The organism is Oxalobacter vibrioformis (assembly GCF_027118995.1).
Classification (GTDB): Bacteria; Pseudomonadota; Gammaproteobacteria; order Burkholderiales; family Burkholderiaceae_D; genus Oxalobacter; species Oxalobacter vibrioformis.
The window spans coordinates 1520121-1547078 of sequence record NZ_CP098242.1 but is presented as its reverse complement, the minus strand read 5'-3'; the positions used below and the strand labels follow the sequence as shown (position 1 = coordinate 1547078).

Genomic DNA, 26958 nt, shown 5'->3' with positions numbered 1-26958 from the left:
GACTGGTAGTATCGTGAAACCGTTAAAAACACTGCTTATTGATAATTACGATTCTTTCACGCACAACCTGCACCACCTCATCACTTGCGTCAATGGCACGCCGCCAGTCGTGATCCGCAATGATGAAAAAAACTGGCAAAACGATTATCTTCGCTACTTTGACAATATCGTGATTTCCCCTGGCCCGGGACGACCGGAAAAAGCAGCGGACTTTGGCCTTTGCCGCGATATTATCGAGTCCGCCGCCATTCCGGTACTGGGCATATGTCTGGGGCACCAGGGGATATGCGCGATTCACGGGGCAACAATTGATCTGGCCCCCGAGCCACGGCACGGGCGAATCTCCCCCATTACCCATCAGCAGAAAGACCTTTTCCGGAATATCCCCTCCCCGTTTTCAGCCGTTCGCTACCACTCGCTGGCAGTCTATGACCTGCCGGAAACACTGGAACCGCTTGCCAGGTCGGAAGACGGGCTCGTCATGGCGGTTGCTCATCGAAGCAAACCGCTCTTTGGCGTCCAGTTCCATCCCGAATCCATCTGCACCGAACACGGGAAAACCCTTTTTACGAATTTCGCAGAAATAACCCGCACAAGGCAAAAAGAGAAAAAGGGGCATATTTCGTCACCCATGCCGGAGAATCTTTTCTCCTCTCCCCATGCAAACACACTCACTCTCCCAAAGGAAAAACAAAAAAAACACTACACGGTACTGCATGAACAACTGCCAGCCACCATTGACGCCGAAACGCTTTTCAATACCATTTTCAGACAAAGCGCCTATGCCGTATGGCTTGACAGCAGCCGCAGGGGATATGGCTCGGGCCGCTTCTCCATTTTATGCGATGCCGGTGGCCCCCTTGGACGCATCGCCAGCGCAGATGTCCAAAAACAATGCATCTCGGTAACGACCACAGAAAAACATGAGCTGATCGAAGACGATTTTTTCAACTGGCTGGAAAAGGATCTTGACGCATACGATATCAGCACGCCCGATACCCCTTTTGAATTTGCACTGGGCTGGGTTGGCTATATCGGTTATGAAATGAAATCCCTTACCGAAAAAGTCCAGGGCCCGGTTTCCCCGTTTCCTGACGCCTGCCTGCTTTTCTGTGACCGGGCGGCAGTAATTGACCATGAAGAAAACCGGATATGGCTGGTGGCACTATCCGACAACGCCTCCGGGGAAAATGCCCGGGCATGGCTGGAGCAAACCCGCAGCAAACTGATGTCCACGGACACGCCCTGGACAGCGCCTGCCCCGCTGCCGCGCAAACTGGCGCTGGAAACGCCCCTGAAGCTGCGTCATGAAAAAGCAGACTACCTTGATCTGATAGCACAATGCCAAAAAGCACTGAGACAGGGAGAAAGCTATGAAATCTGTCTGACCAATATGGCCGAAGCATCCTGTCGCGCTGATCCGTGGACAGCATGGCGCATGCTGCGTCAAATCAATCCGGTGCCCTACGGAGCCTACCTGCAGCTGGGTGATATTGCCGTGCTGAGCTGTTCACCCGAGCGTTTCCTTTCCATCTCACGTGACCGGGTCATCGAATCCAAACCCATCAAGGGAACACGTCCCCGTGCTGAAAATCCGGCCATCGACAGGCAACTCATGAATGATCTGGCAGCAAGCGAAAAAGAAAAAGCGGAAAACCTGATGATTGTCGATCTGGTCAGAAATGACCTGGGGCGGATTGCCCGGCCAGGATCTGTAACCGTATCCCGCCTTTTTGATATCGAATCATACCAGACCGTGCACCAGATGGTCAGCACCATTTCCGCCCGGATACAGGATGGCATTTCCGCCAGCCAGTGTGTCCGTGCGGCGTTCCCCGGCGGCTCCATGACCGGCGCGCCCAAAAAGCGGACCCTGGAGATCATTGACCGTCTGGAGGCCGGTCCAAGGGGAATTTATTCCGGTGCGCTTGGCTACTTTTCACTTTGCGGCGCGGTTGACTTAAGCATTATCATCAGGACACTGGTCATGTCTGACGGGAAGCTGTCATTCGGTGTGGGGGGTGCCATTACAGCCCTTTCCGACCCGGAGGAAGAATTCGAGGAAACCCGTGTCAAGGCACGTGCGTTTTTAACCCTTTTTGATGCTGATTTCAGCGACTGCTGACAAAACATATCATATGGACAATACTCCGCTCACTTACCGTTATACCCGCAAAGGGGAGTTGCATCGGGTAACCGACACGGAAAATCGCCTGCTGGTTGCAGACTCCTTCCTGGTGGATAACGGCATGGCTCGCGCCCCGGAACGGCATGCGGCACGCTTTGTTAACAGTTGCCTGTTCTTTGCCGATCTGAAAACCAGCGAACTGGCCCGTTTCTGGCAACTCGCCATGCAACAGATCCCCGTAGGGGGCCTGTGGTTTCCCCGTGTTGAAATGGCTGGCCCGAAAAAGGCGCCCCTGCTCCAGATTCGCATTCGCCCTGCTCCTCAGTTGCAAAGTGAAGCACGCCTTGCCCATGGCGAAACAAGAGACCGCCGGCGCCATCCCCGGCACAAAGGACCGGATATTTCACTCCTGGACAAACAAAGACAGCAAATCATGGCAATGGGGGCAGATGAAGGGATTCTCTGCACACCCGGGCAGTATCTGCTTGAAGGGCTTTTCAGCAGTATCCTCTGGTGGGAAAACGGCACGCTTTGTCAGACACTACCATCAAAACGCGTCCTCCCCTCCATCACCGCCACCCTTCTCAGGGAAGTCGCCATCAAGCGCCATATCCCTTTTGCCTGGCGCTTCAGGAAATGGCAGGAACTGGATGGCTGCGAAACATGGGTGGTGAATGCGCTGCACGGTATCCGCCGGGCGATCAACTGGCCGCTTGCGCCCTGGCACACACCCGCCCATACTGATCGTGATGACTGGCAACTGGCGCTCAATCAGCATGCTCTGCGTCCTGTCGCTTCTGAATATCCTCTCTGATGGAGCAGTCCGTGAAACGCCTGTGTGGTTTTCTTCTCTTTGCCTTTCTCTTCAGTTCTGCGGTTGCCCAAACGCGCTTTACGCTGCCAGGGGTATCTGAAAATTACCTGGCTGAAATTTCAGTCATCTGCAAAAAAGATGAATGCGGTGGACCGGGTGAAATCAAACTGTTCAGCAAAAAAACCGGAAAACTGTTCCAGACTTTTCACTCCGATGATCTTTTTTTCTTTCCATCCGCCGATGGTCAGCCGTCGGTCAGTGTCGTTGAGCTTTATGGCGAACAGAGTGTCCTGATTTTTGACGATTTCAATTTTGACGGCCATGAGGATATCGCCATCCGGAACGGCAACGAGTCAGGATACGGCGGGCCATCCTACGATGTGTACGTCTACAACATCACCCGGAAAAAATTCATGCCCAGCGAAGAACTGACCGCACTGGCCCATGACAATCTCGGGATGTTTCATGTCGACCACCAGCGAAAACGGCTTGTCACGTTCAGCAAGTCGGGCTGCTGCTGGCATCTCGCCACAGAATATGAAGTCGTGCCGGGCAAAGGCCTGCTCAAGGTTTATGAATTCGAGGAAGCGATGACCGCTTCCGGTGACATGATTGAAGTCACCGCCCGCACCCTCGTGAACGGGCAATGGGTCATTGAGTCAAAACGTGTCCCGACGGCAGCATACTATCCGGATGAAACAGCGGAAAAACCCTAGTTCCCCGCTACCATCATGTTTTCAATCAGGATGGAACCGGACTCACGCCCCCCGCGGTTAATCACATCAGCACCAATTGCCACGATCTGGGCAAACATGTCTTTCAGGTTGCCGGCAATGGTAATTTCCTGCACCGGGTACTGAATAACACCGTTTTCCACCCAGAAGCCGGATGCACCACGCGAATAATCACCCGTGACATAATTGACGCCCTGCCCCATCAGGTCGGTCACCACCAGGCCCCTGTCAAGCTTTTTCAGCATGGCGGCAAAATCATCCGTTTTCCCTGTCTGTGATGACGTGAAAAAGAGATTATGCGCACCGCCGGCATTGCCTGTTGTTTTCATGCCAAGACGCCGTGCCGAGTAGGATGAAAGAAAATAACCCTGGACAATACCGTTGCTGACAACATACCGTGCTGTTGTTCTCACACCCTCATCATCAAAAGGTGATGAGCCGGTGGCGCCAATAATATGCGGATCCTCAAAAAGACTGATATGTTCCGGGAAAACCTGCCTGCCCAGTGAATCCACCAGAAAGCTGGACTTGCGATACAGCGCACCGCCTGAAACCGCATTGACAAACGCGCTCATCAACCCGATCGCAAGCGGCGCCTCAAAAAGTACCGGGCAGCGCTGCGTCTCGATCTGGCGGGCATTCAGTCGGGCCAGCGTCCGCTCGGCCGCATACCGCCCAACGGATTCGGGTGAATCCAGCTTGTCCGGATTGCGCGACGTGGTGTACCAGTAATCCCGCTCCATCCCGGCACCTTCCCCGGCAATGGGCGCAACAGAAATCGCGTGACGGGTGTAAGGATATCCACCCATGAACCCCTGCGAATCGGCCGTAATGAAATGGGAATGCTGGACCGTTACCGTCGCACCTTCACTATTGGTAATCTGTTTATCCACATCAAACGCTGCCGCTTCACAACGCTGAGCAATCTCTACCGCTTCATCTGTTGTAATCCCCCAGGGATAATACAACTTCAGGTCAGGCGGATTTTTCTCGATCATGTCTTCATCCGGCAAACCTGCGCTTTCATCTTCTGCCGTAAAAGAGGCGATGTTATACGCTGCCTCTACGGTAGCCCGCAACGCACTTTCCGAAAAATCCGCGGAAGTCGCGTTACCGCTGCGTCTACCGATATAAACCGTCACACCTACCGCTTTATCCTGGTTTCGCTCAATGGTTTCGATATCCCCCTTGCGCACACTGACAGACAGACCATTGCCGTCACTCACACCAACAGCAGCGGAGGAAGCTCCTTTTTCTCTGGCATAACGCAGCACATCTTCTGCAATCTGTTTCAACTGGTCCCGGGTATGGACGAAAACGGAATCATTCATGATCATTCTCTTTTTCATGACAGGTCAAGGCTGTTATGATAACAGCCAATTCAAAATGATTTTGTGCGCTTTCGCAGAACACCTTATGCCTAACTCAAATCGTGGTTCGACCGGCTTTCAGTCAGCTGAATTCGAAGAAGAATACACCAGACCGTCCAAATCCCAGAAAAAGCGTGACATGACAGCGCTACAAAAGCTGGGACAGCAACTGGTGGATGCACCGGTCGACCGGGTCAAACGCATCGATCTTCCCGAAAATCTCAAAACAGCGATCGACGAATGCCGCAAAATAAAAAGTCATGAGGGCAGAAGACGGCAGCTCCAGTTCATCGGAAAAATCATGCGCGGCCTAAACGAGGCGGATATCGCCGCCATCAGCAAGGCTATTGAGAGCTGGCGGGGACAGTCCAAAGCCGAAACCGCAGCCATGCATGCCATGGAAAGACAACGGGAAAAGCTGCTGGCAGAAGATACTGCCCTGACGGCGCTTATGGCCGAGCATCCCGAAACCGATGCGCAACATTTGCGTAATCTCATACGCAATGCAAGAAAGGAGCACGCCGAAGGCAAGCCACCCAAGGCTTACCGGGAGATTTTCCAGATTCTCAAACAACTGCAGGCTGGCAGCACCAGCAACACGGAGCCAATGGAGGACCATGAAGATGAGTAAATCCGGCAGCATCATAATCGGCCTGGTGTCGATTTCAGACCGTGCCTATGACGGCACCTATGTCGACAAAGGCATTCCCGCACTGACAGAGTGGCTTTCTTCTGCCATCAGTACCCCTTACTGGTTTGAGACACGCCTCATCCCGGATGAAAAAGAGCAGATTGAAAAAACACTGCTAGAACTGGTCGAGGAAGACCGCTGCTCACTAATTCTGACCACAGGCGGAACCGGGCCGGGCCGCCGTGATGTCACGCCTCAAGCCACACTGGCTGTCGGCACAAAGGAAATGCCCGGCTTCGCCGAACAAATGCGCCAGATCAGTCTGCATTTTGTGCCAACTGCGGTATTATCAAGGCAGGTGGCAGTCATTCGCGAAGATCCGGATCATGCCGCGCTGATCCTGAATCTGCCGGGCAGGCCTGAAGCCATACGGCAAACGCTGGAAGGGGTAAGGGATCCGGATGGCACACTGCGCGCCCCGGGCATCTTTACCGCCATACCCTATTGCATTGACCTTATTGGAGGACCCCGTATGGAAACCCATGAGGCGGTATCAAAAACCTGGCGGCCTGATGCGGGCGGGCAAAAAAATACCTGAGCCGACACTCCCCTTTTCCCGTGAAAAGGATTTGAAAAACCGATAACCGAAGAGAAAAACGATGAGTAGACTGAAACTAGATTACAACGAGGTTGATACTGGCAGCGATCCCAAAATTTCCATTATCTGGATGCATGGTCTGGGCGACCATGGCTCCAGCTTTGTCCCGCTGGTCCAGTACTTTGACCTTGCAGGCTGTCCCCCCATCCGTTTCATTTTCCCGCATGCCCCTGAACGGGCGGTTTCTGTCAACATGGGATTTGAAATGCGTGCATGGTTTGATATCTATGGCGGATTTGACGCTTCTGACAAGGAAGATGCCGAAGGCGTTGAAGAAGCACAGCGCCTGATCACGCAACTCATCAACCAGGAAAAAGAACGTGGCGTTCCTTCCGAGAAAATCATCCTGGCCGGGTTTTCCCAGGGATGTGCCATGGCGCTGCATACCGCCTTGTGCAGCCCGGAAAAAATGGGCGGAGTCATCGGCCTGTCCGGCTATATCCCGTTAATCAAACAATTCCCGGAGGCTCGTAATCCTGCCAACCAGGACACCCCGATCTTCCTGGGACATGGAACACACGACGAAGTCGTTCCTTTCAGCCGTGCTGAAAGCGCGCGTGATCTGCTCCAGAAACTCAACTACAACGTCGAGTGGCACGAGTACTCGATCACGCATACCCTATCGATGGAAGAACTCAATGACATCAGCGCCTGGCTGCGCCGCCTGCTGGCCTGACGAACCTTTTCAAAGAAAAAAAGCCGCTGCCATCTTCGGAGGCAGCGGCTTTGCTTTTCATGATGCCGTCTGCCGGACCCGACAGGACAGGATATCCACATCAACCGTCTTCTCACCACTGGCCAGGTACAGTTGACCGTCCTGGATAGAGCAGACCACCCGCATGGAGCGCTCAACCATTTCCGCCAACACCTGAGTAAATCCTGTCGGCAACAGATAAACCGACAGATTAGCCAGCCTTGCCACCGCCTTTTCTGTCTGTTTCCACCATAGCTGTGCCTGGCGGCCATAAGCATAGACAACCACCTGGTCAGCCCGTCCTGATGCCTGGGTGAGGCGGCGCGCATCCGGCATGCCAACCTCTATCCAGACCCTGGTGCGCCCTGTCAGGTCTTTCAGCCATAAATCCGGTTCACTTGTTTCAGAAAGACCTTTGGTGAATTTCAGCTGTTCATCGGCATGCTGCAAAAAAGCCAGCAACCGCACCATCATCCGTTCGGAAGTTTCGGAAGGATGACGCGCCAGGGTCAGCGTGTGATGCTGGTAATAATGACGGTCAATATCGGAAAGATCGACATCCGCCTTGAAAATGGTTGCTGCCAGTGCCATGTTTTACCGTTTCCTGAATTAATCTCACCCGTCATGGGAAAAATGAAGCCCGCGGGGGATCGCCTCCAGCAGTGTCCGGGTATAAGGATGCTTCGGATGCCGGTATATTTCATCTGAATCCGCCATTTCCACGACTTCCCCATGCTGCATGACCATGACCTGGTCCGCCATGTATTTCACGACCGAAAGATCGTGTGAAATAAAAAGATAGCTGATGCCAAACTCATCCTGCAGCCCCTGGAGCAGATTCAATACCTGCGCCTGAACCGAAACATCCAGCGCGGAAACCGATTCATCGCACACCAGCACCTCCGGCTGCAGTGTCAGGCAGCGTGCAATCGCAATGCGCTGGCGCTGCCCGCCCGAAAATTCATGCGGATACCGGTAAAACGCGGACTCCGGCAAACCGACCCGGTCAAGCCATTGAAATGCCAGCGCCATTCTTTCCCTGTCATCCGATCCAACGCCATGAATCTGCATGGGTTCCATCAGGATCTGCCCGACCGTGAAACGCGGATTTAAGGAGGCAAACGGATTCTGGAACACGATCTGGATACGCCTTTTATAGGCAAGAAATTCCTTTTCGGACATGGCAAACAACTCCTTGCCGTCAAAAAACGCCTGTCCGCCTGTCGGCTCGTGCAGACGCAAAAGCGTCAGGCCCACCGTTGTTTTTCCCGATCCGGACTCGCCAACCACACCCAGCGTTTTCCCTTTGGGCAGGGAAAAAGAGACATCTTTTACCGCCTGGAACTCCCTTTTGCCAAAAAGCCCCTCCCGGCTGAAAAAGCTCTTTTTCAGATGCCTGACCTCCAAAAGCGCGGGCTCATTTTCCGCATACCCCCGCACACGCTGCCGGGCCATCTCGTCGCTAACCCTTTCCGGATGCAGGATATCCTCAATCACCGGCAAACGCCAGGGTCGGGAATCCAGCGGCGGACGGCATTCCAGCAGCGCCATGGTATACGGATTGGCAGGATGCAGGAAAACCTGTTCGGCACTCCCCGCCTCCTGAATCTCGCCATCCCGCATCACAATCACCTGGTCGGCAATTTCCGACACCAGTTGCAGGTCATGCGTAATAAAGAGCACGGACATCTGGTGGGTTTTCTGCAAGGTCTGGATCAGGTCAATGATCTGTTTCTGGATGGTCATATCCAGTGCCGTTGTCGGCTCATCGGCAATGAGCAGTTTCGGCTCACAGGCAATCGCCATGGCGATCATCACCCGCTGCTGCTGACCGCCGGACATCTGGTGGGGATATGAATCCACTCGCGTGGCCGGATCGGGAATGCCGACTTCCTCGAGCAGTTCAATGGCTCTTTTCCTGGCAGCCTTTGCATCCATCCCCCTGTGAATGCGAAGCACCTCGGCAATCTGGAATCCGACAGTGAAAACCGGATTCAGTGACGACATGGGTTCCTGGAAAATCATCGAAATATCACTGCCGCACAACCTGCGGCGTTCATTTATCGATAGCTTCTGCAGTTCCCTGTCATCAAAAATGATGTCCGCATCCGCATTAATCAATGTGATTTCCGGCGGCAACAGCCCCATGATGGCCAGGCTGCTGACCGACTTGCCGCTGCCGGATTCCCCGACGAGCGCAACAGTCTGGTTGCGCGGGATATCAAATGAAATATGCTTTACCGCCTCAAACGTTGTCTGCCGGTCGACCCTGAAACGGACCTGGAGATTTCTGACCTGAAGAAGCGGTGTCATGTCTGCCTCCATCAGCCCTCCTTGAGACGGGGGTCCAGCGCATCACGCAACCCGTCGGTAAAGAGTGAAAATGCCGTGACCAGAAGCGCCATCGCCACCGTGGCGGCCGTCAGTTGCCACCATTTTCCTAAAATCAGTTCATTTTGCGCCTCATTTAACATGCTTCCCCAGGAAACCACACCAACCGGCACCCCAAATCCCAGAAAGCTCAGGATCACTTCCGATTTGATAAAACCCACCACCAGTATCGACATCTGGACCAGCGGAATATGACTGACATTCGGGAAAATATGCGAAAATATGCGCCGCCAGTGCGATGCCCCGATAGTACCCGCCGCCAGGACATACTCCCGCTCCTTATGACGGATGTATTCCGCCCGCACCAGTCTGAAAACACCGGTCCAGCCGGTCAGCCCCAGAATCAGGATGATGGTAAACACCCCTTTTTTCTGCAACACGGCGGCCACCGCCAGAATAAGCAGCAAATAAGGAATGGAAGTGAAGATGCTGTAAAACCAGTTGAAAAAATCATCCACTTTCCCGCCAAAATAACCGGAAAAAGCGCCCAGCACCGTGCCGATCACTGTGGCAAGCAGGGCAGCAACCAGTCCAACCACAATGGAGGTTTCTGCCCCTTTAACCGTTTTCTTGATAATGTCATGGCCCCACTTGTCTGCGCCAAAGGGAAGAGTTTCCTTTCGCCCATCCTCATGTGCCGCACCAGCATCTTTCAGCCCGGCACGGATTTCTGCCAACTCTTTTTCAAGCGGATCAGCAATGCCATAATCATTTTTCACAGCCATTTGCGGCTGCTCAGCCATCTCGGCACGCAGCTTGCGAATGACATCGCGCAGGGGATCGACCGGATTTTCAGGGCGGGCATCAGGCCGAACGGGTTCGGGCTGGATCTGTACACCGGAACCGGCACCCACAAAAGTAGGAGGCGCATAATTAACCCCAACTTCCGCATCCCAGTCCGATGCAATAACCCCCATTGCCGACAGGACAAGCATCACCATAAAAAAACCGACAACAACGAGTGACACCATCGAAACCACATCCGAGCGCAGGCGCTTGAAGACCATAGCCCACAGGCCGGGAGAGATGGGGATGCCGGTCCGTGTCATGGCTTACCTCAACCGCACACGGGAATCGACCATCTGGTAAAGCAGATCGGCCAGCAGATTGAAAAGCATGGTAGCCGCAGCCACCAGCACCGTAATCGCCTTGATGACCGGGAAATCACTTCTTTCCACAGCCAGAATCACTTCACGCCCGATCCCCGGAATAGAGAAAAAACGCTCGACCAGAAAAGCACCTATCAGGAGCGCGGGCAGATTGGACATGACATAGGTAATAATCGGAATCGCTGCATTGCGAAGCACATGCACCCACATGATGCGGCCCTCCCCCAGCCCCTTTGCCCGTGCAGTGCGGACATAATCCTGCCCGATCTCATCTAACACGAAGGTGCGGAAAAGCCGCAGGTTGGGAGCCAGGCTCACCGCCAGCAGGATGATGATGGGCAAAAGCGCATAGTAAAAAAGATTCTGCGACAGGCTGTCGCCCCATCCCTGCACGGGAAAAAGCCCGAGCTTGTAGGCAAACCAGTACTGAAACACAATGATGTAGACGAGAATACTGATTGACATGCCCACCGTGCAGACCATCATGATCATGCGGTCTGTCAGTGACCCGCGGACATAGGCAACTGCCAGCGCCAGGCCAATGGCAATCGTGGTTTCCAGTATCGTCAGCGGTAAAAGCAATGTCAGCGACGGTCCCATGCGCGTGACGATAATCTGCGAAACCGGCTCGCCCGTGCTCCAGCTGTTGCCGAAATCAAAGGTGAGAACCTGCTTGATGAATATCCAGAGCTGGACATAATAAGGCTCATCAATTCCCAGCTGTTTTCGGATATTGGCGATCTGCTCCGGATTGGAAATCTTGCCGGCAAGAATATAGGCAGGATCACCTCCCACCCAGTTAAAGAGGATAAAGACGAGAAGCAGCACCCCGAGCATGGTCGGGATCATTTGCCACAAGCGGCGAATCAGGTAAGCAGCCATGGGTATGCTCTTCTGTCAGCCGTTATCCTGTTACCTTTTGTCACTCGCATTGCCGGTGATTTCCTGGTAAAACGCCTTGCTGTCAGGCGCACGCCCCAAAAATGCACGAACCAGTTCATCCGCATAAGCTTCCCCCCCCGCTCCAGAATCGCTTTTCTGTAACGCATGCCCATCTGCGGATTCATCAGGTTGTCGCCAAACCGGGACAACATGTCGAGCGCCAGCACCTCGGACCACAGGTAGCCATAATACCCTGCGGCATAACCGCTGATGGTATGGTTAAACTGCCCCGGGAACTGGGTACCCTTCGTATAACCCAGCGGCGTCTTTCCTTCCATGGCCTCCCACAGCGTCATGACATTTTTTTTATGTTCGTTATAAAGCGCCATGTCATATCGGGCATACAGTAACTGACGGGCATAAAAAGTTCCCTTGCCGTACTTTCTTGCCTGGTTGATCCGTTTTAACAGATCATCATCCACTACCGGGCATGAAGGTGAACAATAATCCGGCAGGAGCGCCAGCGGCTGTTTCTCATGGGCCCAGGCTTCAAACATCTGCGAAGGTGCTTCGACAAAATCACGCTCCACGCTGGTACCGGACTGTTCAACATAACGGGTTTTTGAAAGCACCCCATGCAGCACATGGCCGAATTCATGCAGCAGGGTTTCCAGTTCATTCCCGTCGAGCCCGGTCCGGTTGAAGTTGGTCACGAGAACTGAAATGGGTTTGCGCCCTTCCAGCGTGCTGCCCCCTCTCACGGGGAAGGCCGCTGCATGGCCGTATTTTCCTTCACGCGGAAAAAGGTCCAGGTAAATACCGCCGAGCCGCTCTTTGGACGCTTTGTCATACACATCAAAATACGCCACATCCTCATGCCAGAGCGGCACGTTGGCCTTCCTGAAGGTAATGCCGTACAACGTTTCCGATATGCCAAGCGCCCATTTCACCGAAGCATCTGTCGGGAAATAACGGCGCAGATCATTCTGGTCAACATCAAAGCGCTCTTTTCTTATCTTTTCCTGCCAGTAAGTCACATCCCAGCGCTCAATAGCTGCCTCAGAAGCGGAGATGCCCAGTGAGCGTGCCTTGTACTGACGCAAATCTTCAAGCTCGTTGCTTTCTGCCACACGGGTGGCTTCCTGCACCTGATCGAGGAAGGTATCCACAAGCCCCGGTTTTTTTGCCATCCGACGGCGCAGCTTGTAGTCGGCATAGCTGCGAAAACCTGCCAGCTCCGCCATCTCCTGGCGCAGCATGATGGCTTCCTGCAGCAACTCCAGGTTTTTTGGCGTTCCCCTGTTCAGGAATTCAAACTGGTACTGGCGGCGCGCCTCGCTGTCATCGGCATAACGCATGAACGGTACATAGACCGGGTAGGAAAAATCGAGCAGATAGTTTCCGCTCCCGTCTGTTTTCAGCTTTGTCAGGTAGTCTTCCGGCAAACCCCGCATCTGCTCTGGCGTAAAAACCACGCGGGTTTTATTGTCACGGATATTGCGGGAAAACTCCTGCTGGATGGCATCCAGCCGGACCCGTATCTCGCGCATCCGTTCGCGTTTTTTGGGCATCAGGGTGATCCCGGCATCCTCAAAATCACTCAGCGTGTCCTTGCGCAGTTTCCTTTCCACATTGTCCGTCGAACGCGAAACCCGCACATTGGCATACAGCTTCTGGTTCAGATACAGATCGGTATTAAACGCCCGTATCTGCGTATCACAGGCTTCCGCACTGCTGCGGACCGTTTCATCGGGTGAAACCTGGCTTAAGAGATAAATCGGACCATGCACATCATCCAGGGCGATCAGCAGGCGATTCCATTCCTCAACAAACTGCACGGAACCCTGTGGGGTATACGCCCTGATTTCCTCCAACTGGCTCACACGCTGTTTCCAGTCTTCCAGGCCCTGTGTACAAAAGGAGTTGATCTCTTCTGCCCCCATCACAGGAACGGTAGCCCGTGTTTCCGCCAGAGCCGGCGGCAGGAGAAGTCCCGGCAAAAGCAGGAGAACAATAAAAGAAAAACGCGCCGTGAAAGAAGCGGGAAATGTTATTTTCATCATGTGGTCCAATTCTCGGGTTGCATATCAAACAACCGATTTTAAAGGGAAACGCCCCGGTTGCGTTTAAGTCACGCCAAGACTTTGTTACTTCCGGGCCTGTTTCTCCTTTTTATCCATATCAATATAAATCCATTCACTGTGCATGACCGGATGTTTTTTGTAACCGATGATATAAGGCTGAAGCAGCATATTGCGATAGCGGGCATACCCGATCCGGGTCGGCGCATACACTTCCAGGATACGGGCCATTTTATGATAAAGGAGATTGCGTTCCTCACCATCGGGCAGCGTAACCGATTGTTCGTACAGGGCGTCAAACTCGGGAATTTTCATGCAGCCATTGTTGCTCTGGCCAACATGCGGGCCGTAAAAAAGCTGCATGAAATTATCCCCATCCGGATAATCCGCAATCCACGGGCTGGTCCGCATCATCAACTGGCACTGTTTTTCCGCTTTGAGCAGATCAGGAAAAAGCCGCTTGTCGCTTTTCATCCGGATGCCCAGCGAATCAAATGTCTTTTTCCACATCTCACTCTGCTGCTGCCCGGTAGAGTCCGCCCTTGCCGATAAAACAATTTCCAGGGGGGAGCCGTCCGGCTGTATACGCCAGCCGTCTTTCCCCCGCGTATAGCCAAAACGGTCCAACAGGGCATTGGCTACCGCCGGTTCATATCTGACGCTGCTTTTATAGTCCGGGTCATGCCCCACTACCCCTGGCGGTATGGGGTATTCAAGCGGAATGGCTTCCCCGTTCCAGACCACCCGGATCTCCTCATCCACATTGTGCGCCATGGCTATTGCGCGGCGCAATGCAATTTTTTCCTTTTCCATCCCCCCCAGTACCGGGTTTTGCATGTTGAAATAATAATGACTCAGTTCGGCATCAATCGTGCGTGACAACTGAATGCCTTTGGCCACAAGTTCCGGTCGCAGACGTCCCTCAGCCAGCGCTTTGGGTGCCAGCGGACCATCCAGATTGAACATATCCACTTCGGCGCTTTGAAAAGCCAGCCAGCGCGACTGATCTTCCGGAATCACACTGATTTCCACCCGGCCGATCTGCGGCATGGATTTTCCCCTCATCTTTTCCACAATACGAAAATTTTCCGGATCACTTCCTGCCGCAAAATCCCAGATAAAACCCCGGAAGTCCGGATTGGCCACCAGAACAATACGGGACCCCCGTTTCCATTGATCCAGGGTATAGGCACCGGTACCTACGGGGTTGGCCATGACGTGGGTACTGGCATCCCCGTACTTTTCCACGACCTCCCGCGCCATGGCACAGGTGGGGTAATGCGCCAGGATGTGGGTGAAGTTGTAGTCCGGCTTGTTTAAGCGTATGCGCAGGGTATAACGATCAACAATTTCAAGCCCTTTTACCGGCCGGCTGTAATCCGGGCGGCCCGAACGGCCGGTCATTTTTGCCCACGCCGACAATCCGGCAACCTTGTCCTCAACGAGCCAGCCCCAGGCTGACCGGACCGTGGGGTCAGCCAGGCGCTTGATGGCATAGGCAAAATCAGCCGCTGCCAGTTCGCGGGGCTTTCCGTTGAATGCCGCATCACTGGCGAAAAAAATCCCTTTTTTCACGCGTACTGTATAGATTTTTCCGCCATCACTGATCTCCGGCATGCCATCTGCCGTCAGCGGAACCAGCCTGGCGGGTCTTGCCAGATAGTCATAGGTATAAAGCGGCTCGCAAATGGACCGGATAACCTGTGAAGAATAAAGGTCATGGGCAACGGCAGGATCAAATCCGGTTTCCGGCGCCGGGAAAACATAGCGCAAGACCTTGTCCGGATCAGCCGCATCAGATGGCATGCTGACAAGACATGCCAGCATCATGACCAACAATGCGCACCATGCCCGTTTCATTTTCCGGTTATCTGTTTTCATTGCATCCGGCACCTTTCGTTTTCTTTTGATAAAGCTTATCGATAGTTGAGAAAAAATCCCAGCACCTGTTCCATCATTCGCTTTTGAATATAGAATATGCTACTGTGCCGTAAGCAATATTTCAGGAAAAATGACGGCACATTTTGTCCGTCTGACTGTATTGAACAACCCACAGGTGACCGGACAAAACGCGACGGTCTGATCTTATTTAACAGGACGCAACTCATGAAAAAAACAACCAGAATCCTGCTTTTACTAATCGCAGCGCTCAGTTTACCGGCATTTGCACAAAATGCCGCTGTCGTCAACGGAAAACCCATCCCGGCGTCACATGTGAATGCCATTGTCAGTGAAGTGGTCCAGCAGGGACAGCAGGACACCCCGGAACTGCGTGCAGGCATAAAAGAAAACCTGATCATGCGTGAAATCCTGGTGCAGGAAGCCGAAAAGAAAAAAATGGGGGCCATACCCGCAGTAAAAACCCAGATGGAAGTCACCCGCAGAAATATTCTGGTTCGCGCCCTGATGAGTGACTTTGTCAGCAAAAATCCGGTCAGTGATGCCGACGTCAAAAAAACCTATGACCAGTTGAAGGCCCAGGCCGGTAATACGGAATATCAGGTCAGCCATATCCTGGTCGCTTCGGAAGACGAAGCAAAAACCATCATTGAGCAGCTGAAAAGCGGCGGCAAGTTTAAGGAAATCGCCAAGGAAAAATCCACCGATACCCCTACAGCGGCAAGGGGTGGCGATCTGGGATGGAGCGCCCCCAATGTGTACGTCGATCCCTTTGCGCAGGCACTCGTCAAGCTGAAAAAAGGCGAGTTTTCCCAGGAGCCGGTACAAACCAACTTCGGCTACCACATCATCATGGTCGAAGATACCCGGGAACTGACTTTCCCGACGCTGGAAGAAGCCAGGCCCGGCATTACCCAGCGCATCCAGGAGCAGAAATGGGAGGCTTATACCCAGACGTTGCGTGCCAAGGCAAAAGTCAAATAAGCAAAATCCATTAAAAAAGAAAAGCCGGACATATCATAATGTCCGGCTTTTTTAATGCTGTTGTGATTATCCCCTTTGCGACAGCTGTAGGATAGCCTCGGCATTAGAAGCGGAAAAGCATCTGTCAGCCGCGTCAAGCCAGTCAAGCCAGGCATACTGCAGATGCTCGCGCGGCTCAAGCCGAACAGGAATATCCTTTGGCACACACAACCCGAAAACATGCTCCGTATTCATCGTGACACCTGGCGCAAAGCGATGACGCCAGGCAGGATAAATCTCATAACGATTGGTCATGTGCCAGTCATGGAGATTTTCCTGCAGAATCACATTGTCCGGCAAAGCACTACCAGAAAGCGCAGGAATAACCCGAATACCAGTCTCCTCCCCGACTTCCCTGATTGCTGTTTCAACAAGTGTTTCTTCCTGTGTTGCCCGTGAACCGGTTACCGACTGCCAGAATCCGGGATTATCCGCCCGCTCAATCAGGAGGACATCCCGCTCGCTGGTGTAAATCACAACGAGGACAGATTCGGGTATTTTGTATGTTTTCAAGACAATCCGTCCGACAGTCACTTTCCCGTTCAGGCCGTTTTGGGCTGCTCCGTCTTGCGCAGGCGAATATGCAATTCCTGAAGCTGGCGCTCATTCACCGGTGATGGTGCCTGTGTCAGCAGATCCTGTGCCCGTTGGGTTTTCGGGAATGCGATCACATCACGGATGGACTCGGAACCTGTCATGAGCGTCACAATCCGGTCAAGCCCGAAAGCCAGCCCGCCATGCGGTGGCGCGCCATACTGCAACGCATCCAGAAGGAAGCTGAATTTTTCACGCGCTTCTTCGTCATCAATTTTCAGGGCACGGAAAACCTTGGTCTGGATATCCTGTTTGTGAATACGGACAGAACCGCCACCGAGTTCCCAGCCATTCAACACCATATCGTATGCCTTTGCCAGGCAACGGCCCGGGTCGGTTTCCAGGTAGTCTTCATGCCCGTCTTTTGGCGAAGTAAACGGATGGTGAACGGCGGCCCAGCGATTGGCTTCCTCGTCATGCTCAAACATCGGGAAATCAACCACCCACAGCGGTTTCCAGCCTTCTTCAAGCAGGCCATTCTTCTGCCCGAATTCAGAGTGACCGATTTTGACACGCAATGCACCCATCGCATCGTTAACGACACGGGCCTTGTCAGCGCCAAAGAAAATCAGGTCGCCATTTTGCGCACCGGTACGCTCCAGGATTTGTGTCAGCGCCTCATCACTCAGATTTTTCACGATAGGTGACTGCAGGCCGCTACTGCCTTTTTCCTTATCATTGACACGGATGTAGGCCAACCCCTTGGCGCCATAAATCGCAACAAACTGGGTATAGGCATCAATTTCTGAACGCGGCATGCCCGAGCCCTCTTTGGCGCCACCCGGCACCAGAAGCGCAACCACCCGGCCATTGGCCATATTGGCCGCAGAACTGAATACCTTGAACTCCACGTTTTTCATCACATCCGTAAGCTCGGTCAGTTCCAGCCTGACACGCAAATCCGGCTTGTCCGAGCCATAACGCGCCATGACTTCCCTATGTGGCATCACCGGGAAAGGCGATGGCAATTCGGTATCAATGGCATTTTTGAAAACCACGCGCAGCATGTTTTCAAACAGATCGCGGATTTCCTGTTCATTCATGAAAGATGTTTCGCAGTCGATCTGCGTGAATTCCGGCTGACGGTCTGCACGCAGATCCTCATCACGGAAACACTTGGTGATCTGGTAGTAACGGTCAAAACCGGAGACCATCAGAAGCTGCTTGAAAAGCTGGGGAGATTGGGGCAACGCATAAAATTCACCGGCATTTACCCGGGAAGGAACCAGGTAATCCCGCGCACCTTCCGGGGTGGAGCGGGTCAGCATCGGGGTTTCAATATCAATAAAGCCGTTTTCATCGAGGAACTTGCGAACCTCCATCGTGACCTTGTACCTGAGGCGCAGGTTGTGCTGCATGGGTGCACGACGCAAATCCAGCACGCGATGTGTCAGGCGGGTTGTCTCGGAAAGATGCTCATCGTCCAGCATAAAAGGCGGCGTCACCGAGGCATTCAGAATTTCCAGCGCTTCACAGAACACTTCCACTTTTCCCGATGTCAGATTCGGATTAATGGTGCCTTCCGGCCGCTCACGCACCGTACCGGTCACACGGATGCAGTACTCGTTACGAATGGATTCTGCAACGGCAAAAACGCCAGGACGATCCGGATCACACACGACCTGAACCAACCCCTCGCGGTCACGCAGATCGATGAAAATAATCCCGCCATGATCCCGCCTTCTGTGTACCCAGCCACAAAGACTGACGGTCTGTCCCATAAGTGCTTCTGTTGTAAGGCCGCAATAGTTTGTTCGCATCGACATGTTGTTTTGCCTAAAAATTAATCGGTTATTGATTCAGTGATAAAAACGGTTCTGCCCAGGCGACAGAACCGGAAAAAAAGCACAGGGCAAAAGCCGTTGCCGCCAACACAGCAGCGCGTCATTTCTCTGCGCTGTCAGAAAAAAGCATGTTCAACCGCAAGGACCGTTATGTCCGATGGGGCATCCCGAGCACGGAGAGGCAAAGCCGGCAGATGTTCCTGCTGCGCCGGTATTGACACTGGCGGCTGTCAGCTGTTTTTTGAAACTGTCCTTGCCGCAGGAAGGACATTCCTTGAGCGGGGCGTCAGAAAGTTTTTGCAGCACATCCTTTGCATGACCGCATGCTTCACAGCGATAAGCATAAATAGGCATATCATTACTCCAATAAATCCGGAAACTTTTTATTATAAATCGTTTCTTTTCATATTTATACGGATACCGGCCCGGAGTCTGATATATCTTCAGCAACCGGTTTATACAGGAGCGATCCGGCAATCATGCCGGCCAGCGACATTGCCAGGCCCAGTAATTGCGGCGGAATCAGTCCCTCCGGATCAATCAGTTCCATTGCGATCCACGTTGCCAATCCCAGAATCATGGACACAAGCGCCCCGCGGCTGTTTGCCCGTTTCCAGTAAAAACCGAAAATCAGGGGAACAAACGCTGCCACCAGTGTGACCTTATAAGCATTTTCAACCATCTGGAAAATACTGGAATCCGTGCTCATGGCAAAGCCCGTTACAATTGCGGCAAAAACCAGCACAACCATCCGCATCATGAAAAGGGACTGTTTGTCACTCATGCCGGGCATGAATCCCTTCAGCACATTTTCAGAAAAAGTGACCGATGGCGCGAGCAGGGTCGCGCTGGCACAGCTCTTGATGGCAGACAGCAGCGCGCCGAAAAACATGATCTGGGCAAAGACCGGCATGTGCGTCATGATCATGGTGGGGAGAATCAACTGGGAATCCTTTTCCATCAGATCCGCGGTCATGGCCGGATCAATCAGGGTTGCCGAATAACACAGGAACATGGGCAACATGGCAAAAAGAACATACAGACAGCCGCCCACGATGGAGGCGTTTCGGGCAATTTTTTCATTCCGCGATGAGGCAATCCGCTGAAAGACATCCTGTTGCGGCATGGAACCGAACATCAGCGTAAACCAGGCAGCAAAAAACCACAGAATATCCCGCAACTCCGCCTTGGGGAAAATATTGAGCTTGCCCGCTTCGGCTGCATGCTGGATTACCACATGGGCACCGCCTACCATGCCGGATACTTCCCAGCAGATATAGACAATACCAACCACGATAATGATCATCTGGAGAAAATCGGTGATCGCAACAGACCACATCCCGCCCATCAGGGTATAAATCAGTACACTGGCAGCCCCTAAAATCATACCGATGTTCATGGAAATATAGCCCCCGGACACCACATTGAATACCAGGCCCAGCGCCTTGATCTGGGCAGCCACCCATCCAAGGTATGACACCACAATGCATAAGGTCACCAGCACTTCAACCACACGGCCAAAGCGGTTACGGTAATAATCACTGATGGTCATGAGGTTCATCCTGTACAGGCGCCGTGCAAAAAGAATGCCGACCAGCACCAGACAGCAGGCGGAACCGAAAGGATCAGCTATGACACCCCGAAGACCTTCCTCGACAAAAGTGGCCGGAATACCCAGAACCGCTTCAGAACCAAACCAGGTCGCAAAAACCATTGCAGTAACAACAGACATGGGCAACGACCGGCCGGCAACGGCGAAATCCTTGGAGTTCCTGACATAACGTGCGGCATACATCCCGATGCCGACAGAAATGACCCAGTACAGAATAACAAACCAGATGAGCGTGTCCATGCAACCGAAAAAGGCAATTTAATTTCCAGGGAAAAAAAGATTCGCAATTATAAGGGCAAGCCACCCGTTTTTTGTGATTTTTTTTGCCCGGCACAAAGAGAATTTTTTCTCTTGTTTTTTAAAGAGTTAGGCATGAAACCGGAAAGCCGGCAGGGAGACGATTTTTGCTACGGCCCGAAGAAAGGAAGAATCAGAAGAACAATACGCGCCAGCCACCAAAAAAGCGAAGACACAACAGCCCTGCCATCAGGCCGCATCCAAAATAAATGATGCCGTTCAACAGCCGCCTTGTCCGTTTCTGTTCCGCCACCAGCTGCTTTAAGAGCGCGTCTTTTTCTGCATCGGGTTCTGCGATCTTTATCAGGGCCTGCTGAAACAGGCGCGGCAGTTGCGGGAATATATGACCATATCGCACCGCTTCCTGCCTGAACTGTTTGACCATGCCCTTGAATCCGATCTGCTCTTTCATCCATTCTTCCAGAATCGGTTTGGCGGTTTTCCACAAATCGAGATCCGGATCGAGCTGTCGGCCCAGCCCTTCAATATTCAGCATGGTTTTCTGAAGCATGACCAGCTGTGGCTGAATTTCAATATTGAAGCGGCGAGAGGTCTGGAAAAGACGCATCAGCAACTGCCCCAGTGAAAAATCCTTGAGCGGCTTGTCAAAAATCGGCTCGCAACAGGTGCGTACCGCTGCCTCCAGCTCTTCGACCCGGGTATTTCTCGGTGCCCACCCTGATTCAATATGCGCTTCGGCCACCCGTCGGTAATCATGATGGAAAAAAGCCAGGATATTTTCTGCCAGATACGCCTTGTCAAAATTATTCAGTGTACCGACAATACCAAAATCAATCACCACATAACGGCCATAGGTCGGCATTTCCGCGGAAATAAAGATATTGCCGGGATGCATGTCCGCATGAAAAAAACCATCACGGAAAACCTGGGTCAGGAAAATTTCCACCCCGTTTTCGGCCAGTTTTTTCAGGTCAAGGCCCTCTGCCACCAGACGGTCTGTCTGGGAAACCGGGATGCCCCGCACCCGCTCCATGACCATAACACCACTTGAACAGTATTCCCAGTAAATCTCCGGCACAATCAGCAGGGGAGAATCAGCGAAATTGCGCTTGAACTGGCTGCAGTTTGCCGCTTCCCGCATCAGATCCAGTTCATCCTGAAGCGACTTGTCGAATTCATCAATCACATCACGAAGCCGCAGCCGGCGGGCATCTTCCCAGAGCCTTTCACTCCAGTTGGCAATCGAGCGCATCAGATCAATATCACGGCCAACCCGCCTTTGCATGTTTGGCCGCAATACCTTGACGGCGACCTCGGTTCCATTGTGCAAAATGGCAAAATGCACCTGCGCCACCGAGGCAGACGCGACCGGTGTCCGGTCAAAATGCGCAAACAGCACTTCCGGGGGCGCCCCAAGATAGTCGGTAATCTGCTTGACAGCCAGGTCTGAATCAAAAGGAGGAACCCTGTCCTGGAGCAGGGACAGTTCAGCAATAATATCTTCCGGCATCAGGTCAGGACGCGTGGAAAGCGCCTGCCCCAGCTTGATGAAAATCGGCCCCAGCGTTTCCAGCGCCAGGCGGAGCCTCGCGCCCCGCGGCATGGACAGGTTGCGCCAGAAAAAGAGATAACGAAACAGCACGAAATAACGTGGACGCCCCATGCTCGACAGCATGACATCATCAAGTCCGTATCGTACGGCGACAAAAAAAATCGTCAACAGCCGCCAAAATTTCCGCATAATCCGGCAACCCCCTGTTCGTCATCGCGAATATCGTACAGCCGAACGGCTGCAAAAGCAGCTTTCAGGCACCACATTACAGCAAACCGCTTCTTTTTCAAAACAAACCGCCCGCTGGATTGATGCGGGCGGTTTTTTCAGGCATGTTTTATGACAGCAATCCCATCAGGACAGCAGCTGTACCCCTGCCAGCACCCACCCCTCCTTGCCGGTAAGCGGACGGGTCAGATTCCAGACCTCGGTAAACGCCGTCAGATCGGCATCCTTGTCTTCCCTCACGGTGCCAGTGAATTTCACACTGGCAAAATACTCGTCACCAATCGTTTCGATGCCTAAAAGCTCAGCGTCCAGAGAAACGACATCGGTCACATTCGGGGACGGCCCCCGTTCCTGTAATTGCAGTTTCATTTCAGCATACATTTCCGGCGTGGTGAATTCATGGATATCATCAATATCCGCCTTGTCCCACGCTGCCTGCATACGGATGTAGTAAGCCCTGGCATTCCGGATAAAGGAATTCACCTCAAAATCCGCAGGAATATCCCAGGTTAGCGGCGGCTCCATTGCCGCACCCGGTGCGGGCGTGTTTTCCAGCGACTGAAAAGCACCGGGGTGGGAAAGACCCGAACCGATCTCAGGCGTGCTGCCGGAACTGTTCACATCATAAAAACCGCCCGGATTGGCTGCCTGCTGCTGGTAGGAGGGCTGCTGTTTTCTCGAGCGCATGCGGAAAATCGTTCTCACGGCATAATAAATAATCAGGATCATCAGGATCATACTGATCATGCCGGCCATATCACCGCCGATTCCCAGATGGGCAAGCAGTGTCCCCAGCCCCAGTCCGAGAAGCGCACCACCCAGCATCCCGCCAAAACGGCCGGGCTGCTTTGCCGTGTTGGCTCCCTGCTGCTGTGACTGCTGGTTTGTTCCCGCCTGCCTTTGCTGCGAAGGCGTGGTTGCCGGCTGGCTCCGCTGCATCCGGCTGACATTGGCCGACTGGCGGCCAAAGGAGCCGCCACCAAAACGCCGGGCATAGGCATCCGTTACCACCATGGTAGACAGGCTGGAGATCAGGACAAATGCAAGTAATAATTTCTTCATAATTTCCTTAGTTTTTTTACAGTTTCAGCCCGGTATGCAACGCGGCAACACCTGCTGTCAGATTAAAATATTTCACTCCCACGAACCCGGCTTCCTGCAGCATCTGAAGCAGGGATTCCTGATCAGGATGCATCCGGATGGATTCGGCCAGGTAGCGATAGCTGTCCGCATCCTGTGCAACCTGCCGGCCAAGCCATGGCAGCACGGAAAAAGAATACCGGTCATACAGGCTTTGAAGCGGTTTCCAGATCCGGGAAAATTCCAGGATCAACAGTTTCCCGCCTGGCTTTAGCACCCGGTTCATCTCGCTTAATGCCACTTCCTTACGGGTCATGTTCCTTAAGCCAAACGAAACCGACACCCTGTCAAAATAATTGTCAGGAAAAGGGAGCTGTTCCGCATCGCAGGTGACAACCGGCACGAGATATCCCTGATTCAACAACTTGTCACGTCCCAGGCGCAACATGGATTCATTAATATCCGTCAGCCATACCTGCCCGGTATCGCCTGCCTGCCGCGCAAAAGACAGCGCCAGATCACCCGTTCCCCCGGCAATATCCAGCACCTTAAAGCCTTTGCGGATAGCGGCCTGTGTGGCGGCAAAGGCCTTCCATGCCCGGTGGAGTCCTGCCGACATCAGATCATTCATCAGATCATAGCGCCGGGCAACCCGGTTGAACACGCCAGCCACTTTTTCCGCTTTTTCCTGCTCGTCAATCTGGCGATAGCCGAAATGGGTTTTCTTGTTCGTCATATTTGTCTGATGGCGAAAATGTGGAGGCAATGAATAACAAACCTGCCATTATAAGGCTTTTGCCTGCTGTGCCAATATCCGGCTGATCGCCTCTGCCACTTCCGGCTGCTGCGAGCGCCGCTTTTTCAGCACAATGGGAGCCGGTTCACGCTGTTTCGTTCCCCAGACAGATTCCGGGAAATGCGCATCGTCCCTGAAACGGGGGATAACATGCCAGTGCAGGTGCGGCACCATATTGCCCAGACTCGCCAGATTCACCTTGTCAGGATGCATGACGTCACGAAGCGCACGCTCAACCGCAAAAACCACCGTCATCAGCTCCTGGCGATCCGGCAAGGACAATTCTGTCATCTCCGCCACGTGCGAATGCCAGATAACCCGGAAAAAACCGGGGTACAGGAAATCATCAACGTGTATGATCCGCCATTTTTTGCTTTCAGCCGCGATCTGCTCGCCTGGCGAAGACTGGCACAACACACAGTCGGGTTTCATTTGTCCATCCATTGAAAAATTATCCCTCATCCCAGAAAAGCGGCGATGCTGCGCCAGTATTCCTGGGGAATATATAATAACAGTGTTGTCATGATGAGATACCGGAAAAATTTGCCCACCGCCATGTAAAACACACTGGGCCAGAAAGGCAGCCTCAGCCAGCCGGCCAGCGTACAGATCGGGTCGCCAATACCAGGCAGCCAGCTCAACAGCATCGTCTTGGCACCATAACGGGAAAGCCAGCCAAACCAGCGGGTTTCTCTTTCTTTTGCGAAAGCTTCACGCGTTCCCAGCCCGATCCAGTAATTGAGTGCGCCGCCCAGCGTATTGCCGATCGTTGCCACCGCCATGACCTGCCAGAAAAGGCTGTTGTCCGCCGCAATGACAGCAAACACCGCCGGTTCGGACCCCATGGGCAAAAGCGTCGCGGAAACAAAGCAGACGATAAATACCGATGTCAGCCCGATTTCCGGAATGGCAAGATAACTCAGCAACCAATGGACAGCAGATTCAATCATGTATTCTCAGACCTGTCAGGAAACACCAAATAATGTTTCAGGATACGCTCAAGTTGATAACAACCATCAGTTTGAACGCCAAACAGCAGGAAAAAGTCTTTCGGAGTGGATTATAATGTGTCGCTAATCGATACGCCTTATCCAGGCTCATTATGACCGACTATCTGAAAAAAATCCTGACTGCCCGCGTTTATGACGTGGCACATGAAACACCGCTTGAACCGGCGTCCCACCTCTCGCAGCGACTGGGAAATGCGGTTCTTTTCAAACGCGAAGATATGCAAAGTGTTTTCAGTTTCAAGCTGCGTGGCGCGTACAACAAAATGGCGCACCTTTCGCCAAAACAGCTGAAAAACGGTGTGATCTGCGCTTCCGCCGGCAACCACGCGCAAGGCGTCGCGCTCGCGGCAAACCGCCTGGGCTGCCGCGCAATGATTGTCATGCCCACCACAACGCCGCCAGTAAAGATTGAAGCGGTAAAGGAACATGGCGGGGACAATGTCGACGTGGTGCTTTATGGCGACTCCTTTTCAGATACCTGTGAACACGCCATGGCGCTGGAAAAAAAACACCGGCTGACATTCATTCATCCTTTTGACGATCCTTATGTCATTGCCGGGCAGGGAACCATCGGCATGGAAATCCTGCGCCAGCACCCGGCGCCCATTCACGCGGTTTTTGTTGCCATCGGCGGCGGTGGCCTGATTTCCGGTGTTGCGGCTTATATCAAGCAAATCCGGCCTGATATCAGAATCATTGGGGTGGAAACATCGGATTCCAATGCCATGGCGAAAAGCCTGAAAGCCGGACGCCGCGTTACGTTGTCAGAGGTGGGCCTTTTTTCTGACGGCACGGCAGTCAAACAGGTGGGACGAGAAACCTTCCGACTCGCCAGAAAGTACGTGGATGAGGTCATTGAGGTGGATACCGATGACGTGTGTGCCGCCATCAAGGACATGTTTTTAGATACCCGCAGTATCCTTGAGCCGGCAGGCGCGCTGACGGTGGCTGGTGTCAAGGCCTATGTCGAACAACGCAAAAAAGGGGGAAAGCCGCTAAAAAATGAAACACTGATCGCCATTGCCAGCGGTGCCAACATGAATTTCGACCGCCTGCGCTTTGTTGCGGAACGGGCTGATTTCGGTGAAAACCGCGAAGCCGTCTTTGCTGTCACCATACCGGAAGCATTCGGCAGTTTCCGACGTTTTTGCGAACTGGTCGGTCCCCGCCACATCACGGAATTCAACTATCGCATCAGTGATGAAAAACAGGCCCATATTTTCGTCGGGCTGGAAGTCCAGAACCGGGAAGAGGCCTCCCGTATTGCCGGAAATTTCGACCGGCATGGCTTTTCCACCATCGATCTGACCAACGACGAACTGTCCAAACTGCATATCCGCTATATGGTAGGGGGAAAAAGCGCGCTTGCTGAAAATGAACTGCTTTACCGCTTTGAATTTCCGGAGAGGCCAGGCGCACTGATGCGTTTTCTATCCTGCATGCAGCCTACCTGGAATATCAGCCTTTTCCATTACCGTAATCACGGCGCCGATTACGGACGCATTCTTGTCGGCCTGCAAGTTCCCAAAAATGAAAGAAAAGCTTTCCGGGAATTTCTTACCGGTATCGGCTATCCTTTCCAGAATGAAACAGACAACCCGGTCTACAAGCTCTTTCTCGGGCAATAATC

23 protein-coding genes and 1 pseudogene are annotated in these 26958 nt (G+C 53.1%); 8 read left to right on the top strand and 16 right to left on the bottom strand.

What is annotated here, in order from left to right:
* Positions 1 to 13 precede the first annotated feature (13 nt).
* Genes pabB through NB640_RS07645 form a run of 3 tightly spaced genes read left to right on the top strand, consistent with a single transcriptional unit; the run spans position 14 to position 3658 of the window.
* Entirely contained in the window at positions 14 to 2125 is a 2112-nt protein-coding gene (gene pabB / locus NB640_RS07655; protein ID WP_269308152.1) for an aminodeoxychorismate synthase, read from the top strand.
* A gap of 13 nt (positions 2126 to 2138) precedes the next feature.
* Entirely contained in the window at positions 2139 to 2942 is an 804-nt protein-coding gene (locus NB640_RS07650) for an aminotransferase class IV (RefSeq protein WP_269308151.1), read from the top strand.
* Positions 2943 to 2953: 11 nt separating this feature from the next.
* Positions 2954 to 3658 carry an FG-GAP repeat protein gene (locus NB640_RS07645; protein ID WP_269308150.1) on the top strand — a complete coding sequence of 235 codons (705 nt, stop codon included), beginning with the start codon at positions 2954 to 2956 and terminating at the stop codon, positions 3656 to 3658.
* Here the strand turns inward: NB640_RS07645 and pmbA are convergent.
* The gene (gene pmbA, locus NB640_RS07640) at positions 3655 to 5007 is read right to left on the bottom strand and encodes a metalloprotease PmbA (RefSeq protein WP_269308149.1); all 1353 of its coding nucleotides are present in this window, start codon (positions 5005 to 5007) and stop codon (positions 3655 to 3657) included. The two genes, NB640_RS07645 and pmbA, sit on opposite strands and share 4 nt — an antisense overlap.
* 85 nt (positions 5008 to 5092) lie before the next feature.
* Here pmbA and yjgA point away from each other — a divergent pair, with 85 nt between their 5' ends.
* The 3 genes from yjgA to NB640_RS07625 all read left to right on the top strand — a co-directional run bounded on the left by yjgA (position 5093) and on the right by NB640_RS07625 (position 7011).
* The gene (gene yjgA, locus NB640_RS07635; protein ID WP_269308148.1) at positions 5093 to 5677 is read left to right on the top strand and encodes a ribosome biogenesis factor YjgA; all 585 of its coding nucleotides are present in this window, start codon (positions 5093 to 5095) and stop codon (positions 5675 to 5677) included.
* A complete protein-coding gene (gene mog / locus NB640_RS07630; protein ID WP_269308147.1) occupies positions 5664 to 6275 on the top strand; it encodes a molybdopterin adenylyltransferase in 612 nt (203 codons plus the stop codon). The genes yjgA and mog overlap by 14 nt, the downstream gene beginning before the upstream one ends.
* 61 nt (positions 6276 to 6336) lie before the next feature.
* On the top strand, positions 6337 to 7011 hold the full coding sequence (locus NB640_RS07625) for an alpha/beta hydrolase (RefSeq protein ID WP_269308146.1): 675 nt from the start codon (positions 6337 to 6339) through the stop codon (positions 7009 to 7011).
* Positions 7012 to 7068: 57 nt separating this feature from the next.
* Here the strand turns inward: NB640_RS07625 and NB640_RS07620 are convergent, their stop codons facing one another.
* The 6 genes from NB640_RS07620 to NB640_RS07595 all read right to left on the bottom strand — a co-directional run bounded on the left by NB640_RS07620 (position 7069) and on the right by NB640_RS07595 (position 15373).
* Entirely contained in the window at positions 7069 to 7620 is a 552-nt protein-coding gene (locus tag NB640_RS07620; RefSeq protein ID WP_269308145.1) for a YaeQ family protein, read from the bottom strand.
* Positions 7621 to 7644: 24 nt separating this feature from the next.
* Positions 7645 to 9354, bottom strand: a complete 1710-nt coding sequence (locus tag NB640_RS07615) for an ABC transporter ATP-binding protein (RefSeq protein WP_269308144.1) — start codon at positions 9352 to 9354, stop codon at positions 7645 to 7647.
* Complete coding sequence (locus NB640_RS07610; RefSeq protein WP_269308143.1) at positions 9354 to 10469, bottom strand: ABC transporter permease; 1116 nt, start codon at positions 10467 to 10469, stop codon at positions 9354 to 9356. The genes NB640_RS07615 and NB640_RS07610 overlap by 1 nt, the downstream gene beginning before the upstream one ends.
* Positions 10470 to 10472: 3 nt before the next feature.
* Positions 10473 to 11411, bottom strand: coding sequence for an ABC transporter permease (locus NB640_RS07605; RefSeq protein ID WP_269308142.1), 939 nt, complete (start codon positions 11409 to 11411; stop codon positions 10473 to 10475).
* A complete protein-coding gene (locus NB640_RS07600; protein WP_269308141.1) occupies positions 11396 to 13474 on the bottom strand; it encodes a M3 family metallopeptidase in 2079 nt (692 codons plus the stop codon). Before NB640_RS07600 ends, NB640_RS07605 begins: the two co-directional genes overlap by 16 nt.
* 84 nt (positions 13475 to 13558) lie before the next feature.
* Positions 13559 to 15373, bottom strand: a complete 1815-nt coding sequence (locus NB640_RS07595) for an ABC transporter substrate-binding protein (RefSeq protein ID WP_269308140.1) — start codon at positions 15371 to 15373, stop codon at positions 13559 to 13561.
* 225 nt (positions 15374 to 15598) lie between these two features.
* Here NB640_RS07595 and NB640_RS07590 point away from each other — a divergent pair, with 225 nt between their 5' ends.
* Entirely contained in the window at positions 15599 to 16375 is a 777-nt protein-coding gene (locus tag NB640_RS07590) for a peptidylprolyl isomerase (RefSeq protein ID WP_269308139.1), read from the top strand.
* Positions 16376 to 16441: 66 nt separating this feature from the next.
* On the opposite strand, the gene nudB is transcribed toward NB640_RS07590, so the two are convergent.
* The 9 genes and pseudogenes from nudB to NB640_RS07545 all read right to left on the bottom strand — a co-directional run bounded on the left by nudB (position 16442) and on the right by NB640_RS07545 (position 25268).
* Positions 16442 to 16927 carry a dihydroneopterin triphosphate diphosphatase gene (gene nudB, locus NB640_RS07585; RefSeq protein WP_269308138.1) on the bottom strand — a complete coding sequence of 162 codons (486 nt, stop codon included), beginning with the start codon at positions 16925 to 16927 and terminating at the stop codon, positions 16442 to 16444.
* A 29-nt stretch (positions 16928 to 16956) separates the two neighbouring features.
* Entirely contained in the window at positions 16957 to 18774 is a 1818-nt protein-coding gene (aspS, locus tag NB640_RS07580) for an aspartate--tRNA ligase (RefSeq protein WP_269308137.1), read from the bottom strand.
* Positions 18775 to 19014: 240 nt separating this feature from the next.
* Positions 19015 to 19146, bottom strand: a pseudogene (locus NB640_RS07575) (FmdB family zinc ribbon protein); the annotation flags it as partial.
* Between the two features lie 55 nt (positions 19147 to 19201).
* A complete protein-coding gene (locus NB640_RS07570) occupies positions 19202 to 20644 on the bottom strand; it encodes a sodium:solute symporter family protein (RefSeq protein ID WP_269308136.1) in 1443 nt (480 codons plus the stop codon).
* 190 nt (positions 20645 to 20834) lie between these two features.
* Positions 20835 to 22403 (bottom strand): ubiquinone biosynthesis regulatory protein kinase UbiB, encoded by a 1569-nt coding sequence (gene ubiB, locus NB640_RS07565; protein WP_269308135.1) that lies wholly within the window; start codon positions 22401 to 22403, stop codon positions 20835 to 20837.
* 165 nt (positions 22404 to 22568) lie between these two features.
* A complete protein-coding gene (locus NB640_RS07560; RefSeq protein ID WP_269308134.1) occupies positions 22569 to 23504 on the bottom strand; it encodes a Tim44 domain-containing protein in 936 nt (311 codons plus the stop codon).
* Between the two features lie 16 nt (positions 23505 to 23520).
* Positions 23521 to 24258 (bottom strand): bifunctional demethylmenaquinone methyltransferase/2-methoxy-6-polyprenyl-1,4-benzoquinol methylase UbiE, encoded by a 738-nt coding sequence (gene ubiE / locus NB640_RS07555; protein WP_269308133.1) that lies wholly within the window; start codon positions 24256 to 24258, stop codon positions 23521 to 23523.
* Positions 24259 to 24306: 48 nt separating this feature from the next.
* On the bottom strand, positions 24307 to 24750 hold the full coding sequence (locus NB640_RS07550; RefSeq protein WP_269308132.1) for an HIT family protein: 444 nt from the start codon (positions 24748 to 24750) through the stop codon (positions 24307 to 24309).
* Positions 24751 to 24776: 26 nt separating this feature from the next.
* On the bottom strand, positions 24777 to 25268 hold the full coding sequence (locus NB640_RS07545; protein WP_269308131.1) for a YqaA family protein: 492 nt from the start codon (positions 25266 to 25268) through the stop codon (positions 24777 to 24779).
* Between the two features lie 149 nt (positions 25269 to 25417).
* On the opposite strand from NB640_RS07545, the gene ilvA reads away from it, so the two are divergent.
* On the top strand, positions 25418 to 26956 hold the full coding sequence (gene ilvA / locus NB640_RS07540; protein WP_269310422.1) for a threonine ammonia-lyase, biosynthetic: 1539 nt from the start codon (positions 25418 to 25420) through the stop codon (positions 26954 to 26956).
* Positions 26957 to 26958 lie beyond the last annotated feature (2 nt).

Excerpts from the sequence above, each read along its gene's own strand:
- NB640_RS07620 (WP_269308145.1), bottom strand. The coding sequence starts at position 7,620 with ATGGCACTGGCAGCAACCATTTTCAAGGCGGATGTCGATCTTTCCGAT.
- ubiB (WP_269308135.1), bottom strand. The coding sequence starts at position 22,403 with ATGCGGAAATTTTGGCGGCTGTTGACGATTTTTTTTGTCGCCGTACGA.
- NB640_RS07610 (WP_269308143.1), bottom strand. The coding sequence starts at position 10,469 with ATGACACGGACCGGCATCCCCATCTCTCCCGGCCTGTGGGCTATGGTC.
- NB640_RS07590 (WP_269308139.1), top strand. The coding sequence starts at position 15,599 with ATGAAAAAAACAACCAGAATCCTGCTTTTACTAATCGCAGCGCTCAGT.
- aspS (WP_269308137.1), bottom strand. The coding sequence starts at position 18,774 with ATGTCGATGCGAACAAACTATTGCGGCCTTACAACAGAAGCACTTATG.
- NB640_RS07605 (WP_269308142.1), bottom strand. The coding sequence starts at position 11,411 with ATGGCTGCTTACCTGATTCGCCGCTTGTGGCAAATGATCCCGACCATG.
- pmbA (WP_269308149.1), bottom strand. The coding sequence starts at position 5,007 with ATGAATGATTCCGTTTTCGTCCATACCCGGGACCAGTTGAAACAGATT.
- NB640_RS07650 (WP_269308151.1), top strand. The coding sequence starts at position 2,139 with ATGGACAATACTCCGCTCACTTACCGTTATACCCGCAAAGGGGAGTTG.
- NB640_RS07600 (WP_269308141.1), bottom strand. The coding sequence starts at position 13,474 with ATGATGAAAATAACATTTCCCGCTTCTTTCACGGCGCGTTTTTCTTTT.
- NB640_RS07595 (WP_269308140.1), bottom strand. The coding sequence starts at position 15,373 with ATGAAAACAGATAACCGGAAAATGAAACGGGCATGGTGCGCATTGTTG.
- mog (WP_269308147.1), top strand. The coding sequence starts at position 5,664 with ATGAAGATGAGTAAATCCGGCAGCATCATAATCGGCCTGGTGTCGATT.
- NB640_RS07625 (WP_269308146.1), top strand. The coding sequence starts at position 6,337 with ATGAGTAGACTGAAACTAGATTACAACGAGGTTGATACTGGCAGCGAT.
- NB640_RS07545 (WP_269308131.1), bottom strand. The coding sequence starts at position 25,268 with ATGATTGAATCTGCTGTCCATTGGTTGCTGAGTTATCTTGCCATTCCG.
- NB640_RS07560 (WP_269308134.1), bottom strand. The coding sequence starts at position 23,504 with ATGAAGAAATTATTACTTGCATTTGTCCTGATCTCCAGCCTGTCTACC.
- yjgA (WP_269308148.1), top strand. The coding sequence starts at position 5,093 with ATGCCTAACTCAAATCGTGGTTCGACCGGCTTTCAGTCAGCTGAATTC.
- NB640_RS07570 (WP_269308136.1), bottom strand. The coding sequence starts at position 20,644 with ATGGACACGCTCATCTGGTTTGTTATTCTGTACTGGGTCATTTCTGTC.
- NB640_RS07550 (WP_269308132.1), bottom strand. The coding sequence starts at position 24,750 with ATGAAACCCGACTGTGTGTTGTGCCAGTCTTCGCCAGGCGAGCAGATC.
- ubiE (WP_269308133.1), bottom strand. The coding sequence starts at position 24,258 with ATGACGAACAAGAAAACCCATTTCGGCTATCGCCAGATTGACGAGCAG.
- NB640_RS07615 (WP_269308144.1), bottom strand. The coding sequence starts at position 9,354 with ATGGAGGCAGACATGACACCGCTTCTTCAGGTCAGAAATCTCCAGGTC.